Origin of the sequence: Pseudomonas protegens, assembly GCF_003732485.1 — a bacterium.
Lineage (GTDB): Bacteria > Pseudomonadota > Gammaproteobacteria > Pseudomonadales > Pseudomonadaceae > Aquipseudomonas > Aquipseudomonas protegens_B.
Map to the genome: position 1 here is coordinate 271657 of NZ_MOAK01000080.1, position 17486 is coordinate 289142.

Here is a 17486-nt window from a genome sequence, read left to right on the forward strand (position 1 = left end):
TGGTGGGCTGCCTGCTGGTGCTGTTCGGCGCGGACATCAAGGGCTGGGTCGAGCAACGCCTGGGCGGCATAGCCGGTGCCCTGCGCGTCCCGCTGATGGCCCTGCTGTGCATGGTCGGCAGCGGCCTGGCGCTGATCTATGCCACGCCGTGGATCGTCCGCGGCCTGAGTCAGTTCAACAACTACAGCCTGGCGCCGGTGCTACTGGTGGTGCTGGTGCTGATTGGCGTGGTTGCTGATCGTCGCTGACCTGTCGACCCCCTTCGCCGGCAAGCCGGCTCCTACAGCCCCCGTAGGAGCTGGCTTGCCGGCGAACGCAATCCAACGGCTGCCCCCGTTATCAAGGAAGAACATGAGCAAGAAAGTCATCGAGGACACCAGCAAGTTCCTCAGCTACGTGCTGCGCCACGAGCCCCAGGCCATCGGCCTGGAACTGGATAGCGAAGGCTGGGGCGATATCGACGCGCTGATCGGCGGCGCGGCCAGGGACGGCCGGCAACTGAGCCGGGAACTGATCGAGCAGGTAGTCGCCGGCAACGACAAGAAACGCTTCGCCCTCTCGGCTGACGGCCAGCGGATTCGTGCCGTTCAGGGGCATTCCAACAAGACCGTGCAATTGCAGCTTGAGGCAAAGCAACCACCCGCCGTGCTCTACCACGGCACTGCCACGCGCTTCATGGATTCGATCAATGAGAAGGGGCTGATCCCGGGCTCACGGCACCACGTGCACCTGTCCCAGGAAATCGAAACCGCCAAGGCCGTGGGCCAGCGTTACGGCAAGGTGGTGATCCTGCAGATCGACACCCAGGCCATGCAGGCCCAAGGCTTCACCTTCTATCAGGCAGAGAATGGAGTGTGGCTGACCGACCTGGTGCCGGTCAGTTTCATCCAAGCCCTGTAGCAGCCAGCTGGCTGGCGAAGGCGTCCTTGCGGGCCTCTTCGCTGGCAAGCGGAACGCCGCCCGGCCAGCTCCTACAACAGCGGGTCCGCGTGGCTCAGGCCAGCTTTTCGAACTTCAGATCCCACACGCCATGACCCAGGCGCTCGCCACGACGCTCGAACTTGGTGATCGGGCGTTCGGCCGGGCGCGGTACGCACTTGCCGTCTTCGGCCAGGTTGCGGTAACCCGGGGCGACGTTCATCACCTCCAGCATGTATTCGGCATAGGGCTCCCAGTCGGTGGCCATGTGCAGAATGCCGCCAACCTTGAGCTTGCTGCGCACCAGTTCGGCGAAGGAGGCCTGGACGATGCGGCGCTTGTGGTGCCGGCTCTTGTGCCACGGATCGGGGAAGAACAGCATCAGCCGATCCAGGCTGTTGTCGGCGATGCAGCGATTGAGCACTTCAATGGCGTCGCAATCGTAGACCCGTAGATTGGTCAAGCCCTGAGTGAGCACGCCATTGAGCAGCGCGCCGACGCCCGGACGGTGAACTTCCACACCAATGAAGTCTTGCTCCGGAGCCGCCGCCGCCATTTCCAGCAGCGAATGGCCCATGCCGAAGCCGATTTCCAGGGAGCGCGGCGCCGAACGGCCAAACACCTGGTCGTAGTCCACCGGGGCGTCAGCCAGGGGCAGCACGTACAGCGGCGCGCCCTGATCCAGGCCACGTTGCTGGCCTTCGGTCATGCGCCCGGCGCGCATCACGAAACTCTTGATACGGCGGTGTTGGCGCTCGTCGCCGGCTTCCAGCTGGATTGGCGTGTCGTTTGATTCAGTCATCAATGGCTCTTACTTGATCAGACCATCCAGCGGCGAGGAGGCGCTGGCATAGAGTTTCTTCGGCATGCGACCGGCGAGGTACGCCAGGCGGCCCGCGACAATTGCGTGTTTCATGGCTTCGGCCATCATCACCGGTTGCTGCGCGTGGGCGATGGCCGAGTTCATCAGCACCGCTTCACACCCCAGCTCCATGGCGATGGTGGCGTCGGACGCGGTACCGACACCGGCATCCACCAGCACCGGGACCTTGGCTTCTTCGAGGATGATCTGCAGGTTGTACGGGTTGCAGATCCCCAGACCGGTGCCGATCAGGCCCGCCAGGGGCATGACCGCGATACAGCCCATTTCCGCCAGTTGGCGAGCGATGATCGGGTCATCGCTGGTGTAGACCATCACGTCGAAACCTTCCTTGACCAGCACTTCGGCGGCCTTGAGGGTTTCCAGTACGTTGGGGAACAGGGTCTTCTGGTCGGCCAGAACTTCCAGCTTGACCAGGTTGTGACCATCCAGCAGCTCACGAGCCAGGCGGCAGGTGCGCACCGCTTCCACGGCGTCATAGCAGCCGGCAGTGTTGGGCAGGATGGTGTAGCGATCCGGCGGCAGGATATCCAGCAGGTTCGGTTCGCCCGGGTTCTGGCCGATATTGGTCCGGCGCACGGCGACGGTGACGATCTCGGCACCCGAGGCCTCGATGGCCAGGCGGGTTTCTTCCATGTCGCGGTACTTGCCGGTGCCTACCAGCAAACGCGACTGGTACGTCCGACCGGCCAGGACGAAAGGCTTGTCACTACGAACGTTGCTCATCGGAAATCCTCTGTTGGGGTGAGGTTCTTGCAGAATTCTTTATCAGGCCCGGGGCGCTGGAGCCCTCATTCCGGGGCCGGTGAACGCTTCTTCCATGGGAGAGGCCCGGAGCCGGGCCAGAGCGCTGCACAAATAAGTGGCAGCGCGGTTGACGCCAGTGACTAGCCGCCGCCGATGGCGTGGACCACTTCCACCTGGTCGCCCTCGTTGAGAGCGGTCTCGGCGTGCTGGCTGCGCGGAACGATATCCAGGTTGAGTTCCACCGCGATCCGCCGTCCGGTCAGTTCCAGATGGCTCAGCAGGGCCGCAACGGTCGAGCCGTCGGGCAGTTCAAAGGATTCACCGTTCAACTGAATGCGCATGCCAAGGCCGCCATCATTTTTAGGGGCCAGCATTCTAGCCCGATCATGACCTAAAGGTCAGCTACAAGCGTCAGCCGGCACCTTGCAGGCGCCAGGCGGCAAGGCCCAGCAGGAACCAGCCAATCAGGAAGGCCAGACCGCCGAAAGGAGTGATGATGCCCAGCTTGCTGATGCCGCTCAGGGTCAACAGGTACAGGCTGCCGGAGAACAACAGGATGCCCAGGGTGAACGCAATGCCGGCCCAGGTCACCAGCCGCCCGGGAATATGCGCCGCCAGCAAGGCGACGCCGAACAGCGCCAGGGTATGCACCAGCTGGTAAGTGACCCCTGTATGAAAAATAGCCAGATACTCGGTGCTCAGGCGGTTTTTCAGACCGTGAGCGGCAAAGGCGCCGAGGGCGACCCCGGTGAAACCGAAGAAAGCGGCCAGCATCAGGAAGCCACGCAACATGAGGAACTCCAGTCAGATTCAGCGCAAAGGGTCTGTATAATGGCGCGCTCAACGGGTTCGGCCAAGCCATCTCTATGCTGCGTTATCTGTTTCGTCGCCTTGTAAAAGCCTTGATGTGGTTCGTGGTCGGCAGCGTGCTGCTGGTGCTGCTGTTGCGTTTCGTACCGCCACCGGGCACCGCCCTGATGGTGGAACGCAAGGTCGAGTCGTGGATCGACAACGATCCCATCGACCTGCAGCGCACCTGGAAGCCTTGGGATGAAATCTCCGACAACCTCAAGGTGGCGGTGATCGCCGGTGAGGATCAGAAATTCCCCGAGCACTGGGGCTTCGATATCGATGCAATCCAGGCGGCGTTGATCCACAACGAAAGGGGCGGCTCGATCCGTGGTGCCAGTACCTTGAGTCAGCAAGTGTCGAAAAACCTGTTCCTGTGGTCCGGTCGCAGCTACCTGCGCAAGGGGCTGGAAGCCTGGTTCACCGCGCTGATCGAGGTGTTCTGGCCCAAGCAACGGATTCTTGAGGTTTATCTCAACAGTGTCGAGTGGGATGAAGGGGTGTTCGGGGCAGAAGCCGCGGCGCGCCATCACTTCGGCGTCAGCGCGGCCAGCCTGTCGCGCCAGCAAGCCAGCCTGCTGGCCGCTGTCTTGCCCAATCCAAGGGTGTGGAGCGCAGCGCGGCCCAGCACTTACGTGATGCAGCGGGCGGGCTGGGTTCGGCGGCAGATGAGCCAATTGGGTGGCGCCGATTACCTGAATCGGTTGAACGAGTCGCGCAGGGCGCCCTGGGCGGAGTAACCCGAATTTGGCTTTGCGCCCGCTCTTCTTGAGCATGTTCGGGATGGGTGCTGGGCTGGGGATTCGCCGGCAAGCCGGCTCCTACGACAACCGCACAAACAAAAACGCCCCGAGGTAATCGGGGCGTTTTGCATGACGCTTCAGGCTTAAGCGGCGATGGACAGTTTCAGCTTGTTCATCGCGCTCTTTTCCAGCTGGCGGATACGCTCGGCCGAAACGTTGTACTTCTGCGCCAGGTCGTGCAGCGTGGCTTTTTCTTCGGCCAGCCAGCGCTGGTAGAGGATGTCACGGCTGCGTTCGTCCAGCACTTCCAGAGCTTCGTGCAGGTTATTGGTGGAGTTGTCGCTCCAATCGGCATCTTCCAGTTGCAGCGCCGGGTCGTAGCGGTGGTCTTCCAGGTAGTTGGCCGGCGATTGGAAGGCGCTGTCATCATCCGCTTCCGCAGCCGGATCGAAGGCCATGTCCTGGCCGGTCAGACGGCTTTCCATCTCCCGCACTTCACGGGGCTCGACGCCCAGGCTTTCAGCCACACGATGCACTTCTTCGTTGTTCAACCAGGCCAGACGCTTCTTCTGGCTGCGCAGGTTGAAGAACAGCTTGCGCTGCGCCTTGGTGGTCGCGACTTTCACAATCCGCCAGTTACGCAGGATGAACTCGTGAATCTCCGCCTTGATCCAGTGCACGGCAAAGGACACCAGGCGCACACCCATTTCCGGGTTGAAGCGCTTCACGGCTTTCATCAGGCCAACGTTGCCTTCCTGGATCAGGTCAGCCTGGGCCAACCCATAGCCGGAATAGCTACGGGCGATATGTACAACAAAACGCAGGTGGGCGAGCACCATCTGCCGAGCCGCCTCAAGATCCTGCTCATAGTAGAGACTCTCGGCCAGTTCACGCTCCTGCTCGGGCGTCAGCAATGGAATGCTGTTCACCGTGTGCACATAAGCCTCCAGGTTTGCGCCTGGAACCAATGCGTAAGCAGGTTGCAAAGAAGTGGTCATACGAAAAAACCTCCGACTCACATAACTCGTGCAGTTAAGCACTGCGAAAATTGACCGGAAACCGCGAAACAAGTTCCCAAATATTCTGAAAGGTCAATACAAGCAAAAAGACATTACTTCGGTGCCAGCTCCCTCAGGTGGCGGGCCACCGCAATCCACGCACCGATATAACCCAACAGCACCGCACCAAGCAAGAGCGATAGACCATCGGCAACCGGCACCCCCGCAAGGGCAAAATCACTGCCGTACAAGCCGGCCAAGCCGATCACCGCGTCGTTCAGCCAGTTCAAGCCGAACGCCAGTACACCCCAGGACAGAATCCCCGCACCGAAGCCATACAGCGCGCCCATATAAAGGAAGGGACGTCGCACATAGCTGTCTGTGCCGCCGACGAGTTTAATCACTTCTATCTCTGTGCGGCGGTTTTCAATATGAAGACGAATGGTATTGCCTATCACCAAAAGTAATGCAGAAACCAGCAGCACCGTCAGGCCGAAGACAAAGCGATCCCCCAGCTTGAGGATGGCCGCCAGCCGCTCGACCCATACCAGGTCCAACTGCGCCAGTTGCACCTTGGGCATTTCCGACAATCGCTGGCGCAAGGCCTCCAAGGTCGCCTTGTCCACTTGGTTCGGCGTTACCAGCACTACACCCGGCAGCGGGTTGTGGGGCAGCTCGCGCAAAGCCTCACCCAAACCGGACTGCTGCTGGAATTCTTCCAGAGCCTTTTCCTTGCTGATGAACTCGGCATCCGCCACACCGGGCAAGCCCTTGATCTCTTCGCCAAGCTTCTCGCCCTCGCCGGCAGAAGCCCCCAGATCCAGGTACAGCGAAATCTGCGCTGCCCGTTGCCAGGAACCGCCCAGGCGCTCGACGTTGTTGAGCAGCAACGACAGGCCCATGGGCAAGCTCAGGGCCACAGCCATCACCAGACAGGTAAAGAAGCTGCCGATGGGTTGTTTGCCCAGGCGCCGCAGGCTGTCCAGCAGGCTGGCACGATGGCTTTCGATCCAGGCGTGCAGCAGGGTGCCGAAATCCGGACCGTCATCCTCGTCGCGTTTTTTCTTCGGCGGCGGTGCTTCGGAGGCCTTGGGCGCTACGCGCTCCGCCACTTTTGGGGTACGTGTGGCACTCATACGCCGGCCTCCCCGTCGCCGATCAATCGGCCACGTTGCAGGGTGAGCATGCGGTGACGCATGCGCGCGATCAGCGCCAGGTCGTGACTGGCGATCAGCACGCTGGTGCCCAGGCGGTTGATGTCTTCGAACACGCCCATGATTTCCGCCGCAAGACGCGGGTCGAGGTTACCCGTGGGTTCGTCCGCCAGCAGCAGAGCCGGGCGATGGACGATGGCCCGAGCAATACCTACGCGCTGTTGCTGACCGGTGGACAGATCACCCGGGTAGAGATCGGTTTTGTCCGACAAGGCCACCCGCTCCAGGGCCGAATCCACGCGCTTGGCGATTTCCGCCTTGGACAGACCGAGGATCTGCAGTGGCAGAGCGACGTTGTTGAACACCGTGCGATCGAACAGCAACTGGTGATTCTGGAACACCACGCCAATCTGCCGCCGCAGGAAAGGGATCTGTGCATTGCTGATCTGCCCCAGGTCCTGACCCGCCAGCAGCAATTTGCCGGTAGTCGGGCGCTCCATGGCCAGCAGCAGGCGCAGCAAGGTGCTTTTGCCGGCGCCGGAATGGCCGGTGACAAACAGGAATTCGCCGCGACGGACGCGAAAGCTCAGCTCATGCAGGCCAACGTGGCCATTGGGATAGCGCTTACCGACCTGTTCGAAACGAATCATGAACGCTCCCGCTCGGCAAACAGTGCCTGGACAAAGGGTTCGGCTTCAAAAGTACGCAAGTCATCGATGCCTTCACCGACCCCGATGTAACGGATCGGCAGGCCGAATTGCTTGGCCAGGGCGAAGATCACCCCGCCCTTGGCAGTGCCATCGAGCTTGGTCAGGGCCAGGCCGGTCAATTCCACGGTCTGGTTGAACTGCTTGGCCTGGTTGATGGCGTTCTGGCCGGTACCGGCGTCCAGCACCAGCAACACCTCGTGGGGCGCGTCGGCGTCGAGCTTGCCGATCACCCGGCGAACCTTCTTCAGCTCTTCCATCAGGTTGTCTTTGGTGTGCAGGCGCCCCGCCGTGTCGGCGATCAGCACATCGATACCACGGGCCTTGGCAGCCTGGACGGCGTCGAAGATCACCGAGGCGGAATCGGCACCCGTGTGCTGGGCGATGACCGGGATCTTGTTGCGCTCACCCCAGACTTGCAGTTGCTCCACCGCCGCGGCGCGGAAGGTGTCGCCGGCCGCCAGCATGACTTTCTTGCCTTCCAGCTGCAGCTTCTTCGCCAGCTTGCCGATGGTCGTGGTCTTGCCGGCGCCGTTGACACCCACCACCAGGATCACGAAGGGCTTGTTCTGGGCGACGATTTTCAGCGGCTGCTCCACCGGCTTGAGCATACCGGTGAGTTCAGCCTGCAACGAGGCGTACAGCGCGTCGGAGTCGGTGAGTTGCTTGCGCGCCACCTTCTGGGTCAGGTTCTGGATGATCACCGAAGTCGCTTCGACCCCGACGTCGGCCGTCAACAGACGGGTTTCCAGATCTTCCAGCAGTTCGTCATCAATGGCTTTCTTGCCCAGGAACAGGCTGGCCATGCCCTCGCCGATGCTGGCGCTGGTCTTGGACAGGCCCTGCTTCAACCGGGCGAAGAAGCCGACCTTGCTCTCTTCACTGGAGCGAACAGGCTCGACGACGGGCTCGGTCTGCGCAGCCACGGCAACCGGCTCGGCTACAGGTGCAGGTGCAGGTGCAGGTGCAGGTACAGGTGCAACAGGCTCCGGCGCAATGAACACCGGCGCTACCGGAGTTTGCACTTCGAGCACCGGAGCCGGGGCGACAACCGGGACTTCGACCACCGGCTCAGGCGCAGCGGTCAGGGCTGGAATCGGCGGAGTGACATGCTCCGCCTGAGCGTCCTCAACCAGTGCCACCGGCTCTTCCGCCACTGGCAGAGACAGCCAGGGCTTGTGCTCCGGGGGTGGAGTCAACGGCAGCTCAGGCACGGCGGCCGCTACCGGCTCAGCCTCGACCCGGGGTTGCAACACCGGTTCGGCGAGCGGCAGCACCACCGGCTCGGCCGGGGCTGCGCTGGAAGCGGATTCAATGACAGGAGCCGGCACCGGCTCGACAGGCACTTGCGGCTGTTCGACGACGGGTTCCTGCGGCTTTTTGCGCAGCCATCCGAACAGGCCTTTCTTCTCGCCAGCCGCGGCTGGGGTCTTTTTGTCGTCGTTGGAACCAAACATGGAGACGGCTATCTCAAGGTAGCGATGCGCCACTGGGCGCATCGGTAAATAAATATTCGATGCAGAACAGACTGTGTTTCATCCAGCTTGTTCACGCGCAACATGTTGTCGAAATGCCCAAAAGCACTTCAAGGAGCGATTTTACTAAAGGACTGGAACGGCAAAATCGGCGAAAAGTCGAAGTCTAGCTGGTAAATCAGGGCTTCTTGCCGGTAACTCATACAACCTGCTCAAGTACATGCTGATCCGCGAAGACCTGATAGGCGTGGCCGCCAGTAAAACGGATCAGTATCCTAGCACCTCCTCGCCCGCTGACGCTAAGAACACGCGGGCAGCCCAACAGGTTTAAAAACGAATGAATGCTCTAGCCCGCCGCGCCGCAGGCCTGCTGCTCAGCACAGTTTGTCTGCCCCTTGCAGCCCTGGCTGCCGACCCGCAACCCACCCACGAATTCACCCTCGACAACGGCCTTAAGGTGGTGGTCCGTGAAGACCATCGCGCCCCGGTGGTGGTGTCCCAGGTCTGGTACAAGGTCGGCTCCAGCTACGAAACCCCGGGCCAGACCGGTTTGTCCCACGCCCTGGAACACATGATGTTCAAGGGCAGCGAGAAAGTCGGCCCCGGCGAGGCCTCCCTGATCCTGCGGGACCTGGGCGCCGAAGAGAACGCCTTCACCAGCGACGACTTCACGGCCTATTACCAGGTCCTAGCCCGCGACCGCCTGGGCGTGGCCCTGGAGCTGGAAGCCGATCGCATGGCCAGCCTGCGCCTGCCGCCCGACGAGTTCAGCCGCGAAATCGAAGTAATCAAGGAAGAACGCCGCCTGCGCACCGACGACAAGCCGATGTCCAAGGCCTATGAGCGCTTCAAGGCCATGGCCTACCCCGCCAGCGGCTACCACACGCCGACCATCGGCTGGATGGCCGACCTGAATAGAATGAAGGTCGAGGAACTGCGCCACTGGTACCAGGCCTGGTACGTGCCGAACAACGCCACCCTGGTGGTGGTGGGCGACGTCACTCCGGATGAGGTCAAGACCCTGGCCCAGCGCTACTTCGGCGCCATCCCCAAACGCGACGTGCCACCGGCGAAGATCCCCCTGGAGCTGGCCGAACCCGGCGAGCGCCTGATTACCCTGCACGTGAAGACCCAGTTGCCTAGCCTGATGCTGGCCTTCAACGTGCCAAGCATCGCCACCGCCGAGGACAAACGCTCGGTGCACGCCCTGCGCCTGGCCGCGGCCCTGCTGGACGGCGGCTACAGTGCCCGCATCCCGACCCAACTGGAGCGCGGAGAAGAGCTGCTGTCCAACGGTTCAAGCAGCTACGACGCCTACAGCCGGGGCGACAGCCTGTTCATGCTCTCGGCCACCCCCAACAGCCAGAAGAAAAAAACCATCGCCCAGGCCGAGGCCGGGCTGTGGCGCCTGCTGGACCAACTGAAAACCACTCCGCCGTCCGCCGAGGAACTGGAGCGGGTCCGAGCCCAAGTAATCGCCGGGCTGGTTTACGAACGTGACTCGATCACCAGCCAGGCCAGCTCCATCGGCCAGCTGGAAACTGTCGGCCTGTCGTGGAAGCTGATGGACACCGAGCTTGCGGAACTGCAAAGCGTGACACCGGAAGACATCCAGAAAGCCGCCCGCACCTATTTCACCCGGGAGCGTATGAGCGTGGCCCATGTATTGCCTGAGGAGTCCGCTCATGAGTAAGCGCAAGAATGCTTCACCGGTCCTGCTGGGCCTGGCCCTGGTTGCCCTGCTCACCGCTGGCGGCCTGTATCTGTCGCGCTCCGGCGAGAGCAATGCCAGCCAGGCCCTGGACAACGCCAAGAGCAGCCAAAAGCTGCAATCCCTGGCCGAACTGGATGGCAAGGCCCCCAGCCATCGCAACCTCAATGTGCAGACCTGGAACACCGCCGAAGGTGCCAAGGTGCTGTTCGTCGAAGCCCGCGAGCTGCCGATGTTCGACATGCGCCTGATCTTCGCCGCCGGCAGCAGCCAGGACAGCAACACTTCCGGCCTGGCCCTGCTGACCAACGCCATGCTCAACGAGGGTGTGGCCGGCAAGGATGTAGGCGCCATCGCTCGGGGCTTTGAAAGCCTGGGGGCGGATATCGGCAACGGCGCCTACAAAGACATGGCCGTGGTCTCGCTGCGTAGCCTCAGCGCTGTGGATAAACGCGAACCGGCCCTGAAGCTGTTCGCCGAAGTGGTGGGCAAGCCGACCTTCCCTGCCGACTCCCTGGCACGGATCAAGAACCAGTTGCTCGCCGGCTTCGAGTACCAGAAGCAGAACCCAGGCAAGCTGGCCAGCCTGGAGCTGATGCAGCGCCTGTACGGCAGCCATCCCTATGCGCATGCCAGCGAGGGCAATGCCAAGAGCATTCCGAGTATTAGCCTGGCGCAACTGCAAGCATTCCACGCCAAGGCCTATACCGCCGGCAACGTGGTGATCGCCCTGGTGGGCGACCTGTCCCGCAGCGACGCCGAGGCGATTGCCGCGCAAGTCTCCGCCGCCCTGCCCAAAGGCCCGGCCCTGGCGAAAATCGAGCAACCCACTGAACCCAAGGCCAGCATCGGCCATATCGAGTTCCCATCGAGCCAGACCACCCTGATGCTGGCGCAACTGGGGATCGACCGTGACGATCCGGACTACGCCGCCGTCTCCCTGGGCAACCAGATCCTCGGCGGTGGCGGTTTCGGCACCCGGCTGATGAGCGAAGTCCGCGAGAAGCGCGGCCTGACCTACGGCGTCTACTCGGGCTTCTCCCCGATGCAGGCCCGCGGCCCGTTCATGATCAACCTGCAGACCCGCGCGGAAATGAGCGAAGGCACCCTGAAGCTGGTGCAGGACGTGTTCGCCGACTACCTGAAGAACGGCCCGACCCAGAAGGAGTTGGACGACGCCAAGCGCGAACTGGCCGGCAGCTTCCCGCTGTCCACCGCCAGCAACGCCGATATCGTCGGCCAGCTGGGCGCCATGGGCTTCTACAACCTGCCGTTGAGCTACCTGGAAGACTTCATGCGTCAATCCCAGGAGCTGACGGTGGAACAGGTCAAGGCCGCCATGAACAAGCACCTCGGCGTCGACAAGATGGTCATCGTCAGCGCCGGCCCGACCGTCGCGCAAAAGCCGTTGCCGCCCCCCACTGACAAACCCGCCGAGCAGCCGCTCGGGGTTCCGGAGCATTAATGGCCCGTCCAGCCCGTCCCAGCAAGAAACCCGTCCACAACCAGCACAACGGCGTGGGCCAGCTGCGCATCATCGGCGGCGAATGGCGCAGCCGTAAGCTGAGCTTTCCCGACCTGCCGGGATTGCGGCCGACCCCGGACCGGGTGCGCGAAACCCTGTTCAACTGGTTGGCGCCCTATGTGGCCGGGGCCAAGGTCATTGACCTGTTCGCCGGCAGCGGTGCAGTGTTCCTCGAAGCCCTGTCCCGTGGCGCCGCCACGGGGCTGGCCCTGGACAGCAGCAGCGTAGCGATCTCCAGCCTGCGCGAGCACCTGGGCACCCTGCGTTGCACGGTGGGCCAGGCGCAGACTGCCGACGCCCTGCGCTACCTGGAAACGCAGCTGGCGACACCGTTCGACCTGGCGTTCCTCGATCCGCCGTTCAACCAGAACCTGCTGCCCGCCGCCTGCGCCCTGCTGGAGGAACGCGGCTGGCTGGCAAACGACGCCTGGATCTACACCGAAAGCGAAACCGCGCCATCGACCCTGGGCCTGCCCGGAAGCTGGCGCCTGCACCGTGAACAAAAATCCGGGCAGGTGTATTACTCCTTGTGGCAACGTATGGCAGACAACCCCGCGTAGAACCTGTTTACGCTCGGCCGGAACAAAGTGCGCAGCCCGCCCGGGCTGCGCTGCGCCGCATCGAGACCCTCCCCGTGCCCAACTCGCCTGATCGTTTCATTCCCGCCTTCGGCCTTGGCAACCCGCACCTGCAGACGCTGTGGGGTCCGCTGTGGCGCCCGACCACCCACCTTGAGCGCGAGCGCGAGCGTCTATGGCTGGATGACGGCGACTTTCTCGATCTTGACTGGCACGGCCCCCATAGCGCCGAGGCCCCGCTGGTGCTGGTGTTGCATGGGCTGACAGGTTCCTCCAACTCACCTTATGTGGCCGGCCTGCAACAGGCCCTCGCCGCCCGAGGCTGGGCCAGCGCGGCACTGAACTGGCGCGGCTGCTCCGGCGAACCCAACCTGCTGCCCCGCAGCTACCACTCCGGCGCCAGCGAGGACCTGGCTTCGACCCTTGCCCATCTACGAGCCAAGCGCCCCCAGGCACCGCTGTACGCAGTGGGCTATTCCCTGGGGGGCAATGTGCTGCTCAAGTACTTGGGGGAAAGCGGCAGCGCCAGCCCGCTCCAAGGGGCCACGGCGGTGTCGGTGCCGTTTCGCCTGGACCAGTGCGCCGACCGCATTGGCCAGGGGTTCTCCAAGGTCTATCAGGCCCACTTCATGCGCGAGATGCTGGCCTACATCAAGAACAAGCAACGCCAGTTCCAGCACGACGGCCGCCATGAAGGCCTGGCGACCCTGGCGCAACTGGGCCCCCTGACCAAGATGCGCACCTTCTGGGACTTCGATGGCCGGGTCACCGCGCCGCTGCATGGCTTTGCCGATGCCCAGGACTACTACCGCCGCGCTTCCAGTCGCTATTTCCTCGGCGAGATCCGCACCCCGACCCTGATCATCCAGGCCGCGGACGATCCCTTTGTGTTCCCCCACAGCCTGCCCGAGGCCGGCGAACTGTCCACCAGCACCCAGTTCGAACTGCAGGCCAAAGGTGGCCACGTGGGCTTTGTCGGGGGCACTCTGAAACACCCGAGCTACTACCTGGAACAGCGCATTCCGCAATGGCTGACCGGCCTGGGCCGCCATGGATAAGTCCGCCCGGGAGTCGATCCGCTTCTGGCAGACCGCGCCCCTGGCCGGGGTCGAATTGCTGGCCGCGCGTTATATCGAACAGCGCTTCGTGCCCCACGTGCACGAGGGTTATGTGATCGGCATGATCATGGCCGGCGCCCAACGCTACCGCTATCGCGGGGCCGAACACCTGGCGGGTAGCGGCACCCTGGTGCTGATCAACCCGGACGAATTGCACACCGGGGCCAAGGGCGTCGAAGACGGCTGGCTGTACCGGGCCTTTTACCCGGACAACCGGCAGATTCTCGGCTTGCTGGATGAACTGGAACTGCCCAGCGGCAGCCTGCCGGCCTTTGGCGCCACCCTGTATCGGGACCCGGACCTGGTCAGCGGCTTCGCCCGCTTGCACCACCTGCTGGAAAGCCCGGCCACCGCCCTGCAACAACAGACCCAATGGCGGGAAATGCTGCTGTTGTTGCTACAGCGTCATGCTGGGGTCCGGGCGCTGGGCGAACCCGGGCAAGAGCACCGGGCGATTGTGCAGGCCAAGGAATTGCTGCGCTCGCAGTTGACGGCGCCACCGTCGCTGGAGGAGTTGGCGGCGGCAGTGAACCTGTCGCCGTTCCACTTTGCCCGGGTGTTTCGCCGGGCTACCGGGATTCCGCCCCACACCTGGCTGATGCAGCAGCGCATCGCCAAGGCCCGCGCCTTGCTGCGCGACGGCTGCCTGCCACTGGAAGTGGCGACGCAATTGGGGTTTGCCGACCAAAGCCATCTCAGTCGGCAGTTCAAGCAGGTGTATGGGGTGGCGCCGGCGGCTTATCGCAGCGCCGTTCTTCTGTAGGGCGGTGCGGCTTTCGCGAGCAAGCTCGCTCCTACAGACTCCCACGCGTCCCTGCCTACGCGATCGCGAGCAAGCTCGCTCCTACAGGGCCGCGGGGCCCTGCCAACCGTAGGAGCTGGCTTGCCAGCGAAGAGGCCGACTGGATGCAGCCCGTCAGTCGCCGGTGGCGACAGGCCGTTGTGGATCGGTGATCCATTCGCTCCACGAACCGGCGTACAGCCGCGCCAGCGGGTAGCCGGCCAGGCACAGGGCGAACAGATTGTGGCAGGCGGTGACACCGGAGCCGCAATAAGCCACCAAGTTTTCCGGGGAGCGCCCGGCGAGCTTTTGCGCGAAACGCAGCTTGAGTTGGTCGACCGCGAGGAAGCGCCCGTCCTCGCCCAGGTTGTCGGTGAATGCCGCGCAATGGGCACCGGGAATATGTCCGGCCACCGGATCGATGGGCTCCACGTCGCCACGGAAACGCGGCAGGCCACGGGCATCCAGCAGGGTCAGGTCCGCCTGGCCCAGGCGCTTGTGCAAGTGCTCGGCATCCAGCAGCAGACTGTGGTCGGGTTGGCCAGCGAACTGCCCGGCCACAGTTTCCGGCGCATCCAGACTCAGGGGCAGGCCGGCGGCGTGCCAGGCTTTCAGGCCGCCATCGAGAATGAACACACCATCACGCTTGCCCAGCCAGGCCAGCAACCACCAGGCACGAGCGGCGTAGGCACCGGGGCCGTCGTCATAGAGCACGATCTCGCTGTCGTTATCGATGCCCCAGGCCTGCAGGCGCGCCACCAACTGCGCGGGCTCCGGCAACGGATGCCGGCCGGTCACGCCCTTGATCACCGGCGCGCTCAGGTCCCGGTTCAGATCGGCGAAATGCGCCCCGGCGATATGCCCGTCGGCGTAACTGCGCTGGCCGTAATCCGGGTCTTCCAGAGCAAAGCGACAATCCAGAATCACCAGGCCGGGCTGCTGTTTCTTCTGGTCCAGGGCAAGCGGGCTGATCAACTGCGCGAGGGGCATGGCGGGCTCCTGTGAATAAGTCGGAGGTTGATCCTACTGCACTTCTTCCAGGGCTTGGGCCAGGGGCACGTAAAACTCTTCGAACAGGCCGTTGACCGCTTCCCGGGCCTGGTCGGTAACAAAACCGGCCTCCAGCACCAGCACCTGATAGACGCCACGCTTGATGGCTTCCTCGCTCAGGTGGGTGGAGTTCTCCCGGGTGGTGCACAGAAAGCGGACCCAGGACGTGAGGATGATCCAGGCATTGAGGGTCAAGGACTCGATCTGCACCTTGTCCATGGCGACGATCCCGGCCTCGACGAAACGCCCGTAAATGGCCATGCCCTGGATCAGGCAGCGCTGGGAGAAGCGCCGGTAGCGGGCCGCCAGTTCGGCGTCGCTGTCCAGCAGGTGTTCCAGATCGCGGTGCAGGAAGCGATAGCGCCACATGGCCGCCAGCAGCGCCTGCAGGTAATAGCGCTTGTCTTCCACGGTGACGGCACGCCCGGGGGGCGGGCGCAGGAAGCTGTCCACCAGGCTCTCGTACTCGGCGAACAGCACGGCGATGATCGCCTGCTTGTTGGGGAAGTGGTAGTACAGGTTGCCCGGAGAAATCTCCATGTGCGCCGCAATGTGGTTGGTACTGACGTTGCGCTCGCCCTGTTGGTTAAACAGCTCAAGACTGAACTGAACGATGCGTTCGCGGGTTTTTATGCGTGGGGCCATGGGCGTGGGCTTTAATCAGAAGGCTGAGGTGCATCTTACGTTCTATCCCCCTGAGGATAAATCGCGACCGGCACCGGATGGTATTTGACAATTTAGAGCATAAGCTCTAAAAAACTAGCCACCCTATAAAAACCGGAGCCCGTCCATGTCTGCCGAAATCGCTTACCTGCAGGATTCCCTTGAGCAACAGGACGAGCTGCATGAGCTGTTCGAAGCCCAGCGCCGGGCCTTCGCCGCCAATCCCATGCCACCGGCCGCACAACGCCAACAATGGCTCAAATCGCTGCAGAACCTGCTCGACACCGAGCGCCAGGCGCTGATCGACGCCATCAGCCAGGACTTCAGCAACCGCAGCGCCGATGAAACCCTGCTGGCCGAGCTGATGCCCAGCCTGCATGGCATCCACTACGCCAGCAGGCACCTGAAAAAATGGATGAAGCCGTCTCGCCGCGCCGTGGGCCTGGCCTTCCAGCCGGCCTCGGCCAAGGTGGTCTATCAGCCGCTGGGGGTAGTGGGCGTCATCGTGCCGTGGAACTACCCGCTGTACCTGTGCATGGGGCCGTTGGTGGGGGCCCTGGCCGCCGGCAATCGGGTGATGCTCAAGCTCAGCGAATCCACCCCGGCCACCGGCCAGTTGCTCAAACAACTGCTGGCCCGGGTGTTCCCCGAGGATCTGGTGTGCGTGGTGCTGGGCGAAGCCGAAGTGGGCATGGCCTTCTCCAAGCTGCGTTTCGACCATCTGCTGTTCACCGGCGCCACCAGTATCGGCAAGCACGTGATGCGCGCAGCGGCAGAAAACCTGACCCCGGTGACCCTGGAGCTGGGAGGCAAGTCCCCGGCCATCGTGTCCCACACCGTGCCCCTCAAGGACGCCGCCGAACGTATCGCCTTCGGCAAGACCCTGAACGCCGGGCAGACCTGCGTCGCCCCGGACTACGTGCTGGTACCTGAAGAACGTATCGGCGCCTTTGTCGAAGCCTATCGCCAGGTGGTGCGCGGTTTCTTCCCGACCCTGGCGGACAACCCCGACTACACCGCGATCATCAATCAGCGCCAGCTGACTCGGCTCAACGGCTACCTGAGCGATGCCACCAGCAAGGGCGCGCTGTTGGTATCGCTGTTCGAACAGAGCCAGGAACGGCGCCTGGGCCACAGCCTGCTATTGAACGTCACCGACGAAATGACCGTGATGCAGGACGAGATCTTCGGCCCGATCCTGCCCATCGTGCCCTACAAGACCCTGGACCAGGCCCTCGCCTACATCACCCAGCGTCCGCGCCCCCTGGCCCTGTACTACTTCGGTTACGACAAGTCCGAACAGCAGCGAGTACTCAACGAAACCCACTCCGGCGGCGTGTGCCTCAACGACACCCTGCTGCATGTGGCCCAGGATGACCTGCCGTTCGGTGGCGTCGGCCCTTCCGGCATGGGCCACTACCACGGGCATGAAGGCTTCCTGACCTTCAGCAAGGCCAAGGGGGTGTTCATCAAGCAGCGCTTCAATGCGGCTCGCCTGATCTACCCGCCCTATGGCAAGTCGATCCAGAAGCTCATTCAAAAGCTGTTCATCCGCTAAAGAACCTCAACCAGTACATCGCCGGGTAATA

At 63.0% G+C, this 17486-nt stretch carries 19 protein-coding genes; 9 read left to right on the forward strand and 10 right to left on the reverse strand.

What is annotated here, in order from left to right:
- Positions 1-248: DUF3392 family protein (locus tag BLX41_RS22495; protein WP_123726663.1), on the forward strand; the 248-nt coding region annotated here is incomplete at its 5' end.
- A 103-nt stretch (positions 249-351) separates the two neighbouring features.
- Positions 352-900 (forward strand): RNA 2'-phosphotransferase, encoded by a 549-nt coding sequence (locus BLX41_RS22500; protein ID WP_123726664.1) that lies wholly within the window; start codon positions 352-354, stop codon positions 898-900.
- 94 nt (positions 901-994) lie between these two features.
- On the opposite strand, the gene trmB is transcribed toward BLX41_RS22500, so the two are convergent.
- From trmB to BLX41_RS22520, 4 genes are all read right to left on the reverse strand, one after another.
- The gene (gene trmB / locus BLX41_RS22505; protein ID WP_123726665.1) at positions 995-1720 is read right to left on the reverse strand and encodes a tRNA (guanosine(46)-N7)-methyltransferase TrmB; all 726 of its coding nucleotides are present in this window, start codon (positions 1718-1720) and stop codon (positions 995-997) included.
- Between the two features lie 9 nt (positions 1721-1729).
- Positions 1730-2524 carry a thiazole synthase gene (locus BLX41_RS22510; protein WP_011064024.1) on the reverse strand — a complete coding sequence of 265 codons (795 nt, stop codon included), beginning with the start codon at positions 2522-2524 and terminating at the stop codon, positions 1730-1732.
- Positions 2525-2685: 161 nt separating this feature from the next.
- A complete protein-coding gene (thiS, locus tag BLX41_RS22515) occupies positions 2686-2886 on the reverse strand; it encodes a sulfur carrier protein ThiS (protein ID WP_011064025.1) in 201 nt (66 codons plus the stop codon).
- A gap of 70 nt (positions 2887-2956) precedes the next feature.
- Positions 2957-3337: a DUF423 domain-containing protein gene (locus BLX41_RS22520; protein WP_123726666.1), complete on the reverse strand. Its 381-nt coding sequence runs from the start codon at positions 3335-3337 to the stop codon at positions 2957-2959.
- A 74-nt stretch (positions 3338-3411) separates the two neighbouring features.
- Here BLX41_RS22520 and mtgA point away from each other — a divergent pair, with 74 nt between their 5' ends.
- Complete coding sequence (gene mtgA, locus BLX41_RS22525) at positions 3412-4134, forward strand: monofunctional biosynthetic peptidoglycan transglycosylase (protein WP_123726667.1); 723 nt, start codon at positions 3412-3414, stop codon at positions 4132-4134.
- A gap of 146 nt (positions 4135-4280) precedes the next feature.
- Here mtgA and rpoH read toward each other — a convergent pair whose 3' ends face one another.
- The 4 genes from rpoH to ftsY form a co-directional block, all read right to left on the reverse strand.
- Positions 4281-5135: an RNA polymerase sigma factor RpoH gene (rpoH, locus tag BLX41_RS22530; RefSeq protein WP_068575472.1), complete on the reverse strand. Its 855-nt coding sequence runs from the start codon at positions 5133-5135 to the stop codon at positions 4281-4283.
- 113 nt (positions 5136-5248) lie between these two features.
- Positions 5249-6271, reverse strand: coding sequence for a permease-like cell division protein FtsX (gene ftsX / locus BLX41_RS22535; protein WP_123726668.1), 1023 nt, complete (start codon positions 6269-6271; stop codon positions 5249-5251).
- Positions 6268-6939: a cell division ATP-binding protein FtsE gene (gene ftsE, locus BLX41_RS22540; RefSeq protein WP_011064030.1), complete on the reverse strand. Its 672-nt coding sequence runs from the start codon at positions 6937-6939 to the stop codon at positions 6268-6270. The genes ftsX and ftsE overlap by 4 nt, the downstream gene beginning before the upstream one ends.
- Positions 6936-8453 (reverse strand): signal recognition particle-docking protein FtsY, encoded by a 1518-nt coding sequence (gene ftsY, locus BLX41_RS22545; protein WP_123726669.1) that lies wholly within the window; start codon positions 8451-8453, stop codon positions 6936-6938. Before ftsY ends, ftsE begins: the two co-directional genes overlap by 4 nt.
- A 355-nt stretch (positions 8454-8808) precedes the next feature.
- Here ftsY and BLX41_RS22550 point away from each other — a divergent pair, with 355 nt between their 5' ends.
- The 5 genes from BLX41_RS22550 to BLX41_RS22570 all read left to right on the forward strand — a co-directional run bounded on the left by BLX41_RS22550 (position 8809) and on the right by BLX41_RS22570 (position 14166).
- A complete protein-coding gene (locus tag BLX41_RS22550; RefSeq protein ID WP_123726670.1) occupies positions 8809-10164 on the forward strand; it encodes a M16 family metallopeptidase in 1356 nt (451 codons plus the stop codon).
- A complete protein-coding gene (locus tag BLX41_RS22555) occupies positions 10157-11647 on the forward strand; it encodes a M16 family metallopeptidase (RefSeq protein ID WP_123726671.1) in 1491 nt (496 codons plus the stop codon). The genes BLX41_RS22550 and BLX41_RS22555 overlap by 8 nt, the downstream gene beginning before the upstream one ends.
- The gene (rsmD, locus tag BLX41_RS22560; RefSeq protein WP_123726672.1) at positions 11647-12267 is read left to right on the forward strand and encodes a 16S rRNA (guanine(966)-N(2))-methyltransferase RsmD; all 621 of its coding nucleotides are present in this window, start codon (positions 11647-11649) and stop codon (positions 12265-12267) included. The genes BLX41_RS22555 and rsmD overlap by 1 nt, the downstream gene beginning before the upstream one ends.
- 74 nt (positions 12268-12341) lie before the next feature.
- Positions 12342-13343, forward strand: coding sequence for a hydrolase (locus tag BLX41_RS22565; protein ID WP_123726673.1), 1002 nt, complete (start codon positions 12342-12344; stop codon positions 13341-13343).
- Entirely contained in the window at positions 13336-14166 is an 831-nt protein-coding gene (locus tag BLX41_RS22570; RefSeq protein ID WP_123726674.1) for an AraC family transcriptional regulator, read from the forward strand. The genes BLX41_RS22565 and BLX41_RS22570 overlap by 8 nt, the downstream gene beginning before the upstream one ends.
- A 153-nt stretch (positions 14167-14319) precedes the next feature.
- On the opposite strand, the gene BLX41_RS22575 is transcribed toward BLX41_RS22570, so the two are convergent.
- Positions 14320-15174 (reverse strand): sulfurtransferase, encoded by an 855-nt coding sequence (locus BLX41_RS22575; RefSeq protein WP_123726675.1) that lies wholly within the window; start codon positions 15172-15174, stop codon positions 14320-14322.
- Positions 15175-15207: 33 nt separating this feature from the next.
- Positions 15208-15879 (reverse strand): TetR/AcrR family transcriptional regulator, encoded by a 672-nt coding sequence (locus BLX41_RS22580; RefSeq protein ID WP_123726676.1) that lies wholly within the window; start codon positions 15877-15879, stop codon positions 15208-15210.
- Between the two features lie 145 nt (positions 15880-16024).
- On the opposite strand from BLX41_RS22580, the gene BLX41_RS22585 reads away from it, so the two are divergent.
- The gene (locus tag BLX41_RS22585) at positions 16025-17455 is read left to right on the forward strand and encodes a coniferyl aldehyde dehydrogenase (protein WP_123726677.1); all 1431 of its coding nucleotides are present in this window, start codon (positions 16025-16027) and stop codon (positions 17453-17455) included.
- Positions 17456-17486: the final 31 nt, after the last annotated feature.